This window comes from Stappia indica (assembly GCF_009789575.1).
GTDB classification, from domain to species: domain Bacteria; phylum Pseudomonadota; class Alphaproteobacteria; order Rhizobiales; family Stappiaceae; genus Stappia; species Stappia indica_A.
In genome coordinates, this window is the sequence record NZ_CP046908.1 from 3272697 (window position 1) to 3286964 (window position 14268).

Annotated in this window: 17 protein-coding genes and 1 other RNA gene; 14 read left to right on the forward strand and 4 right to left on the reverse strand. The window is 66.4% G+C overall.

Annotated features, from left to right (window positions below; genetic code table 11):
- Positions 1-30: 30 nt before the first annotated feature.
- An RNA gene (ffs, locus tag GH266_RS15360) (signal recognition particle sRNA small type) lies at positions 31-128 on the reverse strand.
- Between the two features lie 54 nt (positions 129-182).
- Positions 183-1832 carry an acyl-CoA synthetase gene (locus GH266_RS15365; RefSeq protein WP_158194608.1) on the reverse strand — a complete coding sequence of 550 codons (1650 nt, stop codon included), beginning with the start codon at positions 1830-1832 and terminating at the stop codon, positions 183-185.
- Positions 1833-2026: 194 nt separating this feature from the next.
- Here GH266_RS15365 and GH266_RS15370 point away from each other — a divergent pair, with 194 nt between their 5' ends.
- The 9 genes from GH266_RS15370 (at position 2027) to GH266_RS15410 (ending at position 9359) form a co-directional block, all read left to right on the forward strand.
- Positions 2027-2443: an HIT domain-containing protein gene (locus GH266_RS15370; protein ID WP_158194609.1), complete on the forward strand. Its 417-nt coding sequence runs from the start codon at positions 2027-2029 to the stop codon at positions 2441-2443.
- A gap of 45 nt (positions 2444-2488) precedes the next feature.
- Positions 2489-3427 (forward strand): NAD(+) diphosphatase, encoded by a 939-nt coding sequence (gene nudC, locus GH266_RS15375; protein WP_158194610.1) that lies wholly within the window; start codon positions 2489-2491, stop codon positions 3425-3427.
- Positions 3428-3429: 2 nt separating this feature from the next.
- Positions 3430-4029: a histidine phosphatase family protein gene (locus GH266_RS15380; RefSeq protein ID WP_158194611.1), complete on the forward strand. Its 600-nt coding sequence runs from the start codon at positions 3430-3432 to the stop codon at positions 4027-4029.
- Positions 4030-4108: 79 nt separating this feature from the next.
- Complete coding sequence (locus GH266_RS15385; protein ID WP_158194612.1) at positions 4109-4768, forward strand: sulfate transporter family protein; 660 nt, start codon at positions 4109-4111, stop codon at positions 4766-4768.
- Positions 4769-4971: 203 nt separating this feature from the next.
- Positions 4972-5370: a succinate dehydrogenase, cytochrome b556 subunit gene (gene sdhC, locus GH266_RS15390; RefSeq protein WP_158194613.1), complete on the forward strand. Its 399-nt coding sequence runs from the start codon at positions 4972-4974 to the stop codon at positions 5368-5370.
- A 14-nt stretch (positions 5371-5384) separates the two neighbouring features.
- Entirely contained in the window at positions 5385-5768 is a 384-nt protein-coding gene (gene sdhD / locus GH266_RS15395; RefSeq protein WP_158194614.1) for a succinate dehydrogenase, hydrophobic membrane anchor protein, read from the forward strand.
- 5 nt (positions 5769-5773) lie between these two features.
- Positions 5774-7603 carry a succinate dehydrogenase flavoprotein subunit gene (sdhA, locus tag GH266_RS15400; protein WP_158194615.1) on the forward strand — a complete coding sequence of 610 codons (1830 nt, stop codon included), beginning with the start codon at positions 5774-5776 and terminating at the stop codon, positions 7601-7603.
- 61 nt (positions 7604-7664) lie between these two features.
- A complete protein-coding gene (locus GH266_RS15405) occupies positions 7665-8507 on the forward strand; it encodes an FkbM family methyltransferase (RefSeq protein WP_158194616.1) in 843 nt (280 codons plus the stop codon).
- A gap of 69 nt (positions 8508-8576) precedes the next feature.
- Complete coding sequence (locus tag GH266_RS15410; RefSeq protein WP_158194617.1) at positions 8577-9359, forward strand: succinate dehydrogenase iron-sulfur subunit; 783 nt, start codon at positions 8577-8579, stop codon at positions 9357-9359.
- Between the two features lie 71 nt (positions 9360-9430).
- Here GH266_RS15410 and GH266_RS15415 read toward each other — a convergent pair whose 3' ends face one another.
- Positions 9431-9808, reverse strand: a complete 378-nt coding sequence (locus GH266_RS15415) for an MAPEG family protein (protein ID WP_158194618.1) — start codon at positions 9806-9808, stop codon at positions 9431-9433.
- Between the two features lie 154 nt (positions 9809-9962).
- Between GH266_RS15415 and GH266_RS15420 the strand changes: the two genes are divergently transcribed.
- On the forward strand, positions 9963-10304 hold the full coding sequence (locus tag GH266_RS15420; protein ID WP_158196238.1) for a carboxymuconolactone decarboxylase family protein: 342 nt from the start codon (positions 9963-9965) through the stop codon (positions 10302-10304).
- Positions 10305-10533: 229 nt separating this feature from the next.
- A complete protein-coding gene (locus GH266_RS15425) occupies positions 10534-10983 on the forward strand; it encodes an arsenate-mycothiol transferase ArsC (RefSeq protein ID WP_158194619.1) in 450 nt (149 codons plus the stop codon).
- Between the two features lie 26 nt (positions 10984-11009).
- On the opposite strand, the gene GH266_RS15430 is transcribed toward GH266_RS15425, so the two are convergent.
- Positions 11010-11582: a GNAT family N-acetyltransferase gene (locus tag GH266_RS15430; RefSeq protein WP_158194620.1), complete on the reverse strand. Its 573-nt coding sequence runs from the start codon at positions 11580-11582 to the stop codon at positions 11010-11012.
- Between the two features lie 346 nt (positions 11583-11928).
- Here GH266_RS15430 and GH266_RS15435 point away from each other — a divergent pair, with 346 nt between their 5' ends.
- The 3 genes from GH266_RS15435 to zapE all read left to right on the forward strand — a co-directional run bounded on the left by GH266_RS15435 (position 11929) and on the right by zapE (position 14259).
- On the forward strand, positions 11929-12501 hold the full coding sequence (locus GH266_RS15435; protein WP_158194621.1) for an AprI/Inh family metalloprotease inhibitor: 573 nt from the start codon (positions 11929-11931) through the stop codon (positions 12499-12501).
- 50 nt (positions 12502-12551) lie between these two features.
- The gene (locus GH266_RS15440; protein WP_158194622.1) at positions 12552-12953 is read left to right on the forward strand and encodes a carboxymuconolactone decarboxylase family protein; all 402 of its coding nucleotides are present in this window, start codon (positions 12552-12554) and stop codon (positions 12951-12953) included.
- A gap of 142 nt (positions 12954-13095) precedes the next feature.
- Positions 13096-14259, forward strand: a complete 1164-nt coding sequence (gene zapE / locus GH266_RS15445) for a cell division protein ZapE (RefSeq protein WP_158194623.1) — start codon at positions 13096-13098, stop codon at positions 14257-14259.
- The last annotated feature ends 9 nt before the right edge of the window (positions 14260-14268 follow it).

Consider the following 14268-nt stretch of genomic DNA (forward strand, 5'->3'; position numbering starts at 1 on the left):
CGTACCGGATCGAGACCTTGAGGGGAAAGGGTGGGAGGCTGGCACGGTGACCCGTGCCGCGACTCGTTGGGGCTGCTTCCTTCCGGACCTGACCCGGTTGGCGAGTGGCTCGTCCACCACCAACCTCCCGCGCCCTATATCGTGATTTTATCCCGCCGATGCAAGGGGAAATCCCGCAAGGATCACCGGCGGTCCCCGCTCTCCCCGGTCTCGGCGACCGCCTGGGCGCGCAGGTCCTTACGGATGATCTTGCCGGTCGTCGTCATCGGCAGGGCATCCACGAAGGCGATCTCGCGCGGATATTCGTGCGCGGCGAGCCGCGACTTGACGAAGTCCTGCAGCTCGCGGGCCAGTGCCTGCGACGGAGCATGTCCCTCCGCCAGCACCACATAGGCCTTGACGATCTCGGTGCGCGCCGGGTCCGGCTTGCCGACGACGCCTGCCATGGCGACGGCCGGATGCCCGATCAGGCAATCCTCGATCTCGCCCGGGCCGATGCGATAACCGGCCGAGGTGATGACGTCGTCGTCCCGTCCGACGAAGCGCAGCCAGCCGTCGGCATCGCGCACGCCCATGTCGCCGGTCAGCAGGTACTCGCCGGCGAATTTCGCCTGCGTCGCCTCGGGATTGTTCCAGTAGCCGAGAAACATCACCGGGTCCGGGCGCCGGACGCCGATATTGCCTTGCTGCCCGTCGGGGAGCGGCGTGCCCGTGGCATCGACGATGGCAAGCTCGTGGCCGGGCACCGCGCGGCCCATGATGCCCGGCCGCGCCGGCATCAGCCGGGCGCAGGACGAGACGATCATGTTGCACTCGGTCTGGCCGTAGAACTCGTTGATGGTGACGCCGAATACCCGCCGACCCCATTCCACGAGTTCCGCGCCCAGCGTCTCGCCGCCGCTGGCGACCGTCCGCATGTCGAGGTGCAGGCCCGCCGGCGGCTCGCCATGGGCCCGCATCATCTTCAAGGCCGTGGGCGGCAGGAAGGCATTGCGGATCTTCTCGCGGGCGATGAGATCGAAGGCGGCTTCCGCCGTGAACTTGCGGAAGCGGCAGGCGACGACGGTGATGCCGTGATGCAGCGCCGGCATCAGCACGTCGAGCAGCCCGCCGATCCAGGCCCAGTCGGCGGGGGTCCAGATCCGGTCTCCCGGCTCGGGGAACAGGTCGTGGCTCATCTCGACGCCGGGCAGGTGGCCGAGCAGCACCCGCTGGGCATGCAGTGCGCCCTTGGGCTGGCCGGTGGTGCCGGAGGTGTAGATGATGATGGCCGGATCGTCGGCCAGGGTATCGACCGGCGTGAAGGCGGTGGACTGGCTCGCCAGTTGCGCATGCAGATCGATGGTGCCCGGCGCCGCGCCATCGATCATGTAGATGACCTGTAGATCGGGAAGCTGATCGCGGATCCGGGCGAGCTTGGCTGCGCCGTCCGCATTGGTGACGACCGCGCGCGTGCCGGAATTGCCGAGCCGGTAGGCCAGCGCCTCGTCGCCGAACAGCATGAACAGCGGAATGGTGATCGCGCCCATCTTGAGCGCGGCGATGTGGGTCGCGGCCGTCTCGACGGCCTGCGGCAGGAGGACGGCGACCCGGTCGCCCGGGCGGATGCCGTCGCGAACGAGAAGGTTCGCGATGCGGTTGGACAGCGCCTTCAGGTCGGCGAAGCTGACGACATCGCGGCGGCCGTCTTCGGAAATGGCGATGATCGCAGTGCGCTCGGGATCCGCGTCTGCCCACTTGTCGCAGATGTCGACGCCGATGTTGTAGCGCTCCGGCACCTGCCAGACGAAGCGTGCGGCAAGATCTTCATAGCTTGTTGCCTCAGGCAGCATCCGCGTCCTCCCCGATGTCGTGCCCCGTCCCGGTGGTCTCGGTCTCGTCGTGTTCCTTGTCTGGCATGCCCTCCGGCGGGGAAGGCCGTCAACGGGAAATGGTGGGGTGAAGTGCAAGGGGGAGGGGCTGGCGCTTGCATGCGCTCCCGTTATAGTGCGGCTTCCTGTCCCTCCCCGCCTTTGACGGAGCCTCCATGTCGTCCTTCAGTCTCGACCCGCGGCTTGCGGCCGACAGCCTGGCCGTCGCCGATCTGCCGCTGTCGTGCCTGCGCCTGATGCGCGACAGCCGGTTTGCCTGGCTGATGCTGGTCCCGCGCAAGCCGGAGCTGGTCGAGCTGCTCGATCTGGCGGAGGAGGATCGCACGCAGCTGATGCGCGAGATCGCCCTTGTGGGCGAAGTGCTGAAGGCGGAGACGGGTTGCGACAAGCTGAATGTCGGGGCGCTCGGCAACATCGTCGCGCAGCTCCATGTGCATGTGATCGCGCGCTTTGCCGGCGATGCGGCCTGGCCCGGCCCCGTCTGGGGCTCAGGCGCAGCCGTGCCCTATCCCGCAGGCGAGGCCGAAGCCCTTGCGCTGAGGATCGCAGGCCGCCTTGTTCCGATAACCTGATTTATTGCCCGCCAGATGCGGCAACCAGACGAGGACCGCTCCAGCATGACCAACACGCCCGATACCGCCTTCGGGTTTTCCTATCACGGCAATCCGCTGGACCGGCTTTCCGAGTATCGCGGAGATGCGGACTGGCTGGCCGCACACCGGGCAGCGCCGGCGGCGCGCTTCGTCTTCCTGTGCGAGGGCAAGCCTCTGGTCGACACGTCCGGTTCGCAGCTGTCGATCCTGTGGGAAGAGAAGACGGGTGCTGCGCTCGCGCCCATAGGGGATGAAATCGTCCTGCTCGGTTTCCAGCCGGAGACCGAGGCGCCGGTCTTTGCCGCAGCTCTTGCCGTCGATCCGGAGCGGGCCGAGAGCGACGGGCGCAAGCTGATCGACCTGCGGTCTCTTGCCCTGCAAGGCGTCCTGCCGCCGGGCCACATGGGCCTGCTGGCGCAGGCCAGTTCCCTGCTCCACTGGCATGTCAGCCATCGCTTCTGCTCCAGGTGCGGCTCGCCCAGCACGATGACGCAGGGCGGCTACCGCCGCGACTGTCCGTCCTGCGGCGGGCTGCATTTCCCGCGCACGGATCCGGTGGCGATCATGCTGGTGACGGATGGCGATGCCTGCCTGATGGGCCGGCCGCCGCGCCTGCCCGAAGGCGTGTTCTCCACCCTTGCCGGCTTCATCGAGCCGGGCGAGACCATCGAGGAGGCGGTCCGCCGCGAAGTGTTCGAGGAATCGGGCATCCGCGTCGGCGATGTCGGCTACATGGCGAGCCAGCCCTGGCCGTTTCCGGCCTCGCTCATGATCGGCTGCCACGGCACGGCGATCAGCCGCGACATCACCATGGACGAGGCCGAGCTCGAGGCCTGTCGCTGGTTCTCCCGCGAGGAGGTGACGGCGATGCTGGCGGACACCCATCCGGACGGGCTCAAGGTGCCGCCGCCGCTTTCCATCGCCCATTGGCTGATTCGCAGCTGGGTCGAGGGGCGGAGCTGACCATGGGCCTCGCGCCTGCCGACTGCTTCTATCTCACGCATCCGCAGGTGCGCGTCGACCCGGCCGTTCCCGTGCCGCAATGGAGCTTGTCGGAGGACGGTGCGCGGCGCGCGCGGACAGGCGCCGGGCGGGTCGACTTCGCGTCCCTGACCCATCTCGTCTCCAGCGCCGAGACAAAAGCGGTCGAGACGGCGGAAATTATCGCGGCGCATCTCGGTCTTGCGGTGACCGTGGACGAGTTGATGCACGAGAACGACCGGTCGGCGACCGGCTTCCTGCCGCCGGAGGAGTTCGAGCGCGTCGCCGATGCCTTTTTTGCGCAGCCGGAGATCAGCGTGCGCGGCTGGGAGCGGGCATGCGATGCCCAGGTGCGGATTGTCGGGCGGGTGGCGGCGCATCTGGAGCGCATCCCGCAGGACGCGCGGGTGCTTTTCGTCGGACACGGCGCGGTCGGCACCCTGCTCAAGTGCCATCTGGGTGGTTGGGCGATCGATCGGCGGTACGACCAGCCGGCCGGAGGGGGCTTCTGGTACGGCTTTGCGCGGGCTGCGCTGCGAGACAGAAACGCCACAGGCATGGCGTGGCAACCGGTGGACGGCTGAGCCGGGCCGGCTTGTGGTCGGCCTGCTGGCTTCCTAAGTGAGGCTCGAAGCATACGGCGACAAGGACCGCGTTCCCGACATGATTTCTTCCGCTTTGCGCGCGCTTTCCCAGATCTTCGAGCCCCCCTTGCGGGCGATCTTCTGGAAGACGCTGGGCTACACGCTGGTGCTGCTGTTTCTCGTCTGGCTTGGCCTGAACGGTGCGGTCGCAGCCTTCGTCAGCCTGCCCTATCCCTGGCTGGAAACGGTCCTGTCGCTGCTGACCGGCATCGGCGCGATCTTCCTGCTCGGCTTCCTCGTCGCGCCGGTCACCGCGATCATCGCCGGCCTGCTGCAGGACGACATCGCCGAGGTGGTGGAGAGCCGCGACTATCCGGCGGATCCTCCGGGCAAGGCGCTGCCCCTGTCGGTGGCACTGCCCCAGGCGCTCAAGTTCACCGGCATCGTCATCGCCGGCAACCTGCTGGCGCTCCTTCTGCTCCTCGTTCCTGGCGTCAATCTGATCGCCTTCTTCGTGGTCAATGGATACCTGCTCGGCCGCGAGTTTTTCGAGTTTGCCGCCAGCCGCTTCCGCTCTCCGACCGAGGCGCGTGCTCTGCGCCGGGCCCATTCCGGCACGGTGTTTCTTGCCGGCCTCGCGATCGCCGGCTTTCTTGCCGTGCCGCTGCTCAACCTGCTGACGCCGATCTTCGCGACCGTGATGATGGTGCATCTGCACAAGCGGTTAACGTATAGGTAAGCATCCCGCGTCGTTCTTTGCCGGCCAAGCGGCAGCATGGCTGGCGTTCGCCTTTGGAGCGGTGACAAAACCCGCTTTCCGTCTTATCCGACAGGATATTTTGACGTACCCGTCCGATGGAGTTAGAAGGCGGGTATACAAGGCCCTGATTTAGCTAACGTTTACGTAAGCGTAAGCCGATGAGGGAGACGGGAGAACAATCCATGTCGGACGTCGGGACGAGAAACAGCCGGCCGCTTTCGCCGCATCTCCAGATCTACAAACCCATCTTCACCATGGTCATGTCGATCGTGCACCGCATCACCGGCTGCGCACTGTATTTCGGCACGATCCTGATGGTGTGGTGGCTGGTGGCCGCAGCGGCGGGCCCGGACTATTTCAACTTCGTCAACGATCTTTACGGCTCGATCCTCGGGCGGCTCGTGCTGTTCGGGTTCACCTGGGCGCTGCTCCACCACATGCTGGGCGGGATGCGGCACTTCATCTGGGACATGGGGCACGGCTTTGGGCCGCAGGCGCGCGAGTGGCTCGCACGCGCCACGCTGGTCGGTTCGGTGTCCCTGACGATCCTGCTGTGGGTCGTCGGATACGCGGTTCGCTGAGGGAGGCTGGATCCATGACTGACATGCGCACTCCGCTCGGACGTGTTCGCGGCCTCGGCTCGGCCCGGGACGGCACGACCCATTTCTGGCGCCAGCGGGTGACCGCCGTTGCCAACGTCTTTCTCATCACCTTCTTCGTGATCCTGGTGATCGCCCTGCAGGGCGGCGACTACGAAACGGTCACGGCGGCTCTCGCCAATCCCTTGGTGGCGATCGTCATGCTGATGGTGGTGATCTCCGGCGTCTATCACATGAAGCTCGGCATGCAGATCGTCATCGAGGACTACATCCACGACGAGCTGCCGAAGTTCCTGACGTTGATGGCGAACACCTTCTTCTCGGCATTCATCGGCCTCGCGTCGATCTTTGCTGTCCTCAAGATCAGCTTCGGAGGCTGAACACCATGGCAGGACAAGCCTATTCCTTCGTCGACCACCGCTACGACGTGGTGGTGGTGGGAGCCGGCGGCGCCGGCCTGCGGGCGACCCTCGGCATGGCCGAGCAGGGCCTCAGGACCGCCTGTATCTCCAAGGTCTTCCCGACCCGCTCGCACACGGTCGCGGCGCAGGGCGGCATCGCCGCCTCGCTCCAGAACATGACGCCCGACTGCTGGCAGTGGCACATGTACGACACGGTGAAGGGCTCCGACTGGCTCGGCGACACCGACGCCATGGAGTATCTGGCCCGCGAGGCGCCCAAGGCGGTCTACGAGCTGGAGCACTACGGCGTGCCCTTCTCGCGGACCGAGGACGGCCGCATCTACCAGCGCCCGTTCGGCGGCCACATGCAGAACTACGGCGACGGTCCTCCGGTGCAGCGCACCTGCGCGGCCGCCGACCGGACCGGCCACGCGATCCTGCACACGCTCTACGGCCAGTCGCTGCGCAACAATGCCGAGTTCTTCATCGAGTATTTCGCGCTCGACCTGATCATGTCCGAGGATGGCGTCTGCCAGGGCGTCATCGCCTGGAACCTCGACGACGGCACCATCCACCGTTTCGCCGCCAAGATGGTCGTACTGGCCACCGGCGGCTACGGCCGCGCCTATTTCTCGGCGACCTCCGCCCATACCTGCACCGGTGACGGCGGCGGCATGGTGGCGCGTGCCGGCCTGCCGCTGCAGGACATGGAGTTCGTGCAGTTCCACCCGACCGGCATCTACGGCGCGGGCTGCCTGATCACGGAAGGCGCCCGCGGCGAGGGCGGCTACCTGGTCAATTCCGAGGGCGAGCGCTTCATGGAGCGCTATGCTCCTTCGGCCAAGGATCTCGCCTCGCGCGACGTCGTCTCGCGCTGCATGACCATGGAGATCCGCGAAGGCCGCGGTGTGGGCAAGAACAAGGACCACATCTTCCTGCATCTCGACCATCTCGATCCGGACATTCTCGGCGAACGTCTGCCGGGCATCTCCGAATCGGCGAAGATCTTCGCCGGCGTCGACGTGACCAAGGAGCCGATCCCGGTTCTGCCGACCGTCCACTACAACATGGGCGGCATTCCCACGAACTACTGGGGCGAAGTGCTGAACCCGACGGCGGACGACCCGCATGCGATCCAGCCGGGCCTGATGGCTGTCGGCGAGGCGGGCTGCGCCTCGGTGCACGGCGCCAACCGTCTCGGCTCCAACTCGCTGATCGACCTCGTCGTCTTCGGACGCGCGGCGGCGATCAAGGCGGGCGAAGTGATCGACCGCAAGTCGGCCGTTCCGACGCCGAACGAAGCCTCCTGCGACCGGATCATGGGTCATTTCGACCGCATCCGTCACGCCGATGGCGGCACGCCGACCGCGCAGCTGCGCGAGAAGATGCAGCGGGCCATGCAGGAAGACGCAGCCGTCTTCCGCACCCAGGAAAGCCTGGAGCAGGGCTGCCAGCGCCTGACGCAGATCTGGGGCGAGATGGCCGACCTCAAGGTCACCGACCGCTCGATGATCTGGAACTCCGACCTGGTGGAGACGCTGGAGCTGGAGAACCTGATGGCCAACGCCATCACCACGGTCTACGGCGCCGAGGCGCGCAAGGAGAGCCGTGGCGCCCATGCCCGCGAGGACTACAAGGACGGTCCGATGGGCGGTCGCGACGACGAGAACTGGCGCAAGCACACGCTTGCCTGGGTCGACGAGGCCGGCAAGGTGACGCTCGATTATCGTCCGGTGATCACCGAGCCGCTGACCACCTACGAGGAAGGCGGCATCGACCCGAAGAAGATCGCGCCGAAGGCGCGCGTCTACTGATGGAGACCGCGCACCGGCACGGCCCTCGAGGCCCTGCCGGTGCGCCTGGAGCCTTGCGGACATGACGGCGACAGCCACGCTCCTTGACACGACCTCTCCCTTCGGGACCTACCGGACCCGGGGACTGGCGCGTTTCGCGTGGCGGCTCGCCGACTGGCACGATCTCGCTCCGGCCCTGCGCAAGAAGCTTCGGGCGGTCGTCGCCCGCCTCTTCGCCGGACCGTTCGATACCGAGGTCGAGGGGCTGCGTTTCCGGCTCTATCCCGGCTCCAACTACGACGATCGCAAGATCCTGGCGCATCAGCGCCTGCCCGAGCGGGCAGAGCGGCGCTTCCTCGCCGCCCACCTGCGCCAGGGCACGGTCTTCGTCGACGTCGGCGCCAATGTCGGCAGCTACAGCCTTGCCGCCGCGCGTTGCGGCGCCACTGTTCTGGCGGTGGAGGCCAATCCCGATACGGCAGGACGCCTTGCGTTCAACATCGCCGCGAACGGGTTGGCGGACATCGATGTGGCGACGGTGGCAGTCGGGGAAAGCTGCGGCACCATGGATCTGTGGAGCGAGCCGAGCAATTGCGGTTTCGCGACCCTGGTACCGGAACTGACGGAAGAGTGGCAGGGGGACTGGCGTGCGCGCCAGGTCCGCGTGCAGCCGCTGGCGGAGATCCTGGCGGGCTACGGCGTGACGCGCGTCGACGTTCTGAAGGTCGATGTCGAGGGATACGAGGACCGGGTCCTGCTGCCCTATATCAGGGCAACGGACCCGAGCGGCCATCCCGGCGCGATCCTGCTGGAAACCAACTGCCGCGAGCACTGGCAGGAAGACTGCCTCGCCGTGCTCGCCACCTTCGGCTATCTCGCCGAAGGCGAAACGGAAGACAATGTGCTGCTGAGGCGGTTCGCCTGAGCGGCTGGAAACTTGAACGGAATGGATGGCCGGCCCGATCCGGCCGACCGAAACGCGGAGCGACGAGACATGGTACAGCTGACGCTTCCCAAGAACTCCCAGGTGACCCAGGGCAAGGTCTGGGACAAGCCGGCCGGCGCCACCAACCTGCGGGAATACCGCATCTATCGCTGGAACCCGGATGACGGCCGCAACCCGCGCGTCGATACCTATTTCGTCGACCTCGACGATTGCGGACCGATGGTTCTGGATGGGCTCATCTACATCAAGAACAACATCGATCCGACGCTGACCTTCCGCCGGTCCTGCCGCGAGGGCATCTGCGGGTCCTGCGCGATGAACATCGACGGGACCAACACGCTGGCCTGTACCCGCGGCATGGAGGAGATCGGCGACGGCCCGGTGAAGATCTATCCGCTGCCGCACATGCCGGTGGTGAAGGATCTGGTGCCGGACCTGACGCGCTTCTACGCCCAGCACCGCTCCATCGAGCCTTGGCTGCAGACGACGACGCCGGCGCCGGAGAAGGAGTGGCGCCAGAGCCACGAGGACCGCGCCAAGCTCGACGGCCTCTACGAGTGCATCCTGTGCGCCTGCTGCTCGACCTCGTGCCCGAGCTACTGGTGGAACGGCGACCGCTATCTCGGCCCGGCCGTGCTGCTGCAGGCCTATCGCTGGCTGATCGACAGCCGCGACGAGGCCACCGGCGAGCGCCTCGACAATCTCGAGGACCCGTTCCGCCTCTATCGCTGCCACACGATCATGAACTGCTCGCAGGCCTGCCCGAAGGGGTTGAACCCAGCCAAGGCGATTGCAGAGATCAAGAAGATGATGGTCGAGCGCCGCGTCTGACGCGCTCGCCCTTCAGATCTTGCCGCGTTTCGACGGCCGTCCGGAGCGATCCGGGCGGCCTTTTGCATCTCTCAGCTCCAGACCGGGCTGGTGAAGATCGCGATGCTGGACAGGAAGCCGACGGCCCAGGCGAGCGAGCGGGGCGTTGCCCTGTCGGTCCAGTAGCAGAAGATGAAGATCAGCCGCGCACCGATGAACAGGCCGGCCAGGCGGTCGATCCACTCGGCATCCCCGCCCTGCCAAAGGCCGACGATGACCGCGGCGGCAAACAGCGGCAGGGCTTCGAAGCCGTTCGCCTGGGCGGCGGCGGCGCGGGCGCGGAAACCCTCCTTCCAGTAGTCCGGATCCCTGGGGCGGGCGTTGTCGAAGTCCTTCGACAACTTGCCTGGGAAGGCGGAGAAGATCGGCAGCACGGCGGCGGCAAGAATGCACCAGATGGCGAAGGGCATGGGCGGCGGTCCGGTTTGTTGAGCTTTGGCAAGAGGTGACCGGATGCGGCCGGAGGGTCAAGCGGGAAGCGCCGAACGGTTGATCCAGCGCAAGGAGGCGAAGTTCGTATCCCGCTAGTTTCGCCCCACTGAAATCAGCATGGGATCTCGCATCATGGCCGTGAGCGACTGGAGTGCCTTTCTCGAACAGACGGATCGCCGGATGGGCGACCTGCGCAGCGGAATGCCGGGCGTTGCAAAGGGGTTCCACGAGATCGCGAAAGCGGCGATCGGACCGGGAGCGCTCGATTCCAAGACCAAGGAACTGATCGCGCTTGCGATCGGCATTGCAGCACGCTGCGACGGGTGTCTTGCCTATCACGCCAAGGCGGCCGCGAAATATGGCGCGACCCGCGAGGAAGTGATCGAGGCGATCGGCGTTGCCGTCTATATGGGCGGCGGGCCCTCGATGATCTACGGAGCCGAGGCGCTGGCGGCATTCGACGCCCTTGCGTGATTTTCGGGGGTTGCGCGGAGGGAGGCTGTACGCCTTCCGATTGCCGTGATTTCGCCCTGTACTGTCTCCCTGCCCGTCATATTCGCGTTTCCGATCTTCCGTATCACCTGCCCGGGGGCGGAAACGCGATTCGCTTTCACCATCGAGCCATGGGCCAGGTGGTGGAAACCGGTGTGCGCAATTCCCATCTGCGGTTGCGGGTGGGGCTTGCGTGCAGCAAGGAGTGACGATGACTGTGAATGTCCTGTTCCTGTGCGACGACAACGCCAGGCTCGGTCCGATGGCCGAGGCCTATCTCAATGCGGATGACGGACGCAGTATTCGGGCATTTTCCGCAGGCCTGTCTCCGGCTCCGCGCCTTGCCGAGGGCGTGGAGCGTGTTCTGGCTGCGCACGGGCTGGCGAGCGAGGGCCTGCAGCCGAAAAGCTGGCAGCTCTTCGTGCTGCCTCACGCGCCGATTCCCGATGTCGTCGTCGGCCTTAGTGCGGCGGCGCTGGGCGCGACGCGCCGGGTCTGGCCGACCCACGCCCGGCTGCTCGACTGGCATGTCGGCCCGCATACTTCGCGGCTGGTCGGCCGCGATGCGCTGCGCGATGCCTTTCACGAGCTGCGGCGACGCATCAACCTCGCCCTTGAGGAGGGGCTGTTTCGGCCGGTCGCCTTGCGCCGCATCGCCTGATCGCTGAGGCCGGCTGTATGCCGGTCTCAGCCTCCCAGCGGCCTGCGCGGGCCGTCCGTCAACGCGCCGATCAATCCGAACATGTCTGCAAGCCCTTCGCGCACGAGACTGAAGGCGGAAAAGCTGCGCGGCTCGATCCGGCCGACGATGTCGCCCATTTCGAAGGTCAGGTCTGCGGTGAACTTGCGGGCGAGTTGCTGCATGGCCCGGTTGGTCGCCAGGCAGTTCATGTAGATGTGCTTGCAGCCGCGGTTGCGCGCGGCGATCAGCGTCAGCTCCATCAGCCGCGTGCCGATGCCGGCCTGCTGGCAGTTCTGCTCGACGGAGAAGGCAGCCTCGGCATTGACGCCATCGTCGAACGGACGCAGTTCCGCGACCGCGCGCAAGAGGCCCTCGGCGAAGTAGCCGTGGATGACCGTGCCCAGGGTGAAGCTGGTATCGGCATAGCACCGCAGGAAGGCGTCGCTCGCCGGCATGGCGAAGCGGGCCCGGCGGGCGGTCGGATCGAGACGGAGGAGATGATCGCGAAACTGCGCGATATCGTTATAGGTCAGCTTTCTGTAATAGCCGGCTGCCGGCTTCTCGGTTTGAGACGACATGCGATGCTCCTGATGAGGACAGCACCGCTCCTCGGGTCTCCCCAGACCTTGTGATTTTTATAGAGAGGGTTCGAGGCGAATTCGTGACCGCCGCGATCATGGCCGATCACGCTGGTCGGGCCATGATTTGGACCAATTGCCCGCCCATTGAAGGCGCGTCAACCATTTGGTCACCAAAACCGACAAGAATCGGGCGGGCCTGCGATAGTCGGTTGCGTCGAGGGATCGTCGCGCCGCGACAGGAGTTGTGATGTCCAGGCAGGGCGCGGATGCGCGACCCGCCTGTCGCATCGCGCAGCTGAGAACCGACCGTCCAAAGCATAGAACGAGCAAGGACAGACACATCATGACCCGTTCCTCCCGGTATGGCGCGCCTCTGATCGTTGCGCTCAGTCTGACCGTGGCACTCGCTGGCTGTCAGCGCCTGGGATACGGAAGCCGGAGCGCTCCGCTTCCGGCCACCCCGACCGCACCCGTCGCGAGCCAGTCCCTCGAGCCGCTGCAGCCGATGTCGCCGACGCTCGGCCCGGACGGCCAGCCGATTCAGGGCGCTCCGCTCGATGGAACGCAGACCAACGTCGCTGCAGTAGACCCGTCCGCCGGCACCGCCCCGAGCGGCCCGCCCGCCGGTGCGCGCGAGATCGGCCGCAGCGACATGCTCGGCGGCTGGTCCATTGCGTCGGGCGCCGACAACTGCAAGCTCTTCATGACGCTGACCACGTGGAGCGGCGGCTATCGCGCCAACTCCCGCGGCTGTGCCTCGCCGCAGATGCAGACCATCTCGGCCTGGGACCTGCAGGGCAAGCAGGTGCTGCTGAAGGATGCCAGCGGCGCGACCGTCGCCGAACTCTATGCGACCGGCGCCGAGAACTTCGCGGGCCGTACGACCGCCGGTGCGCCGATCCAGGTCTATCGGTAAGGGCCTGACACCTGCGGGCGCAGGCCGGCGAGCAGAAGGGGGGCGAGGCGATGTCGGTGTGGCCGATCCTGGAAGACAGTGAACTTTCTCCCCGCGCTGCCGCGGTGATCGCGGATATCCGCGCCACCCGGAACACGGACTTCATCAACAATTTCTGGCGTGTCCTGGCCAATGATCCGGCGCTGCTGGAGCGGACCTGGGCCAGCCTGAAGGACGTGATGGCGCCGGGCGCTCTCGATCCGCTCGTCAAGGAAATGCTCTACGTGGCGGTCTCGATCGCCAATGGCTGCGAATACTGCATCCGCTCGCATACGACCGCAGCCCGTGCCAAGGGCATAAGCGAGGCGCAACTCGGCGAACTGCTGGCGGTCGTCGGCATGGCCAGCGAGACCAACCGTCTGGCGACCGGCCTGCAGGTGCCGGTGGACGACGCCTTCCTCCCCAAAAAGTAGGCTTGCCTCGGCGAGCGGGATCCTCGGCGCTTGCTCTTGCCCGCATGCTCGGGCTATCCAGCGAGGCGGAGGCAACCTGCGGGCAACGGTTGCATTTTCCGGGACCCGGCCCCGGGAACCCGGTTCTTTCAAGGGCTTGATGATGGCTGCGACGCACCCGGCAGAACGGACGATCCCGATCGCGCATACGGTCACCGGGCGCTACGACGCGCTGGTCGAGGCCGGCGAAATCGAAAGGGATCCGGCCCAGACCGAGGTCGCGGCCCTGCTCGACCGTCTCAACACGGTTCTCGCCGAGACCGGCCCCGCCTCCAAGAAGAGCGCGCTTGGCTGGCTCTTCGGCAAGCGCGGCGCTGCCAGGGAACCGGTCAAGGGGCTTTACGTCTGGGGCAAGGTCGGCCGCGGCAAGACCATGCTGATGGACCTGTTCTTCGACATCGCGGTGATGAAGAAGAAGCGGCGGGTGCATTTCCACGAATTCATGGCCGATGTGCACGAGCGCGTGCATGCGGTGCGTGCCGCGATCCGCGACGGCAGCATCGCCGGAGACGATCCGATCCCGCCGGTTGCGGCGGACCTGGCCGCCGAAACCCGCCTTCTGTGCTTCGACGAGTTCGCCGTGACCGACATCGCCGATGCGATGATCCTCGGCCGGTTGTTCACGCGCCTGTTCGAGCTGGGCGTCGTCGTGGTGGCGACCTCGAACGTGGCGCCGGACGACCTGTATCGCGACGGGCTCAACCGCGGCCATTTCCTCGGTTTCGTCGACCTGCTCAAGACGCGGGTCGACGTGGTGTGCCTCGACGCGCGCACGGACTACCGTCTGGAAAAGCTCGCAGGCGCCCCTCTCTACCTGTCGCCGCTCGGGCCCGACGCGGACCGTGCGGTCGACGATCTCTGGCGCAAGCTCACCCACGGTCTGCCCGCGCATGAAGAGGTGCTGGAGATGAAGGGGCGCAAGATCCCGGTCTCGCGCACGGCCGCCGGCGTCGCCCGCTTCACGTTTGCGGAACTGTGCGAGAAGCCGCTGGGTGCGGCGGACTATCAGCGCCTGGCGCTCTCCTACCACACCTTCGTCGTGGAAGGCGTGCCGGTGATGGACCTGCCCCAGCGCAATGCGGCCAAGCGTTTCATCAATCTGGTGGATACGCTCTACAACAACCGCAACAAGCTGATCGTGTCCGCCGAGGCGGAGCCGGACGGCCTCTACATTGCCACGTCGGGGACGGAATCCTTCGAGTTCCAGCGCACGGTCTCGCGCCTTGTCGAGATGCGGTCGCAGGCCTGGCTGAGCGATCCGGCCTGAGGAAAACCG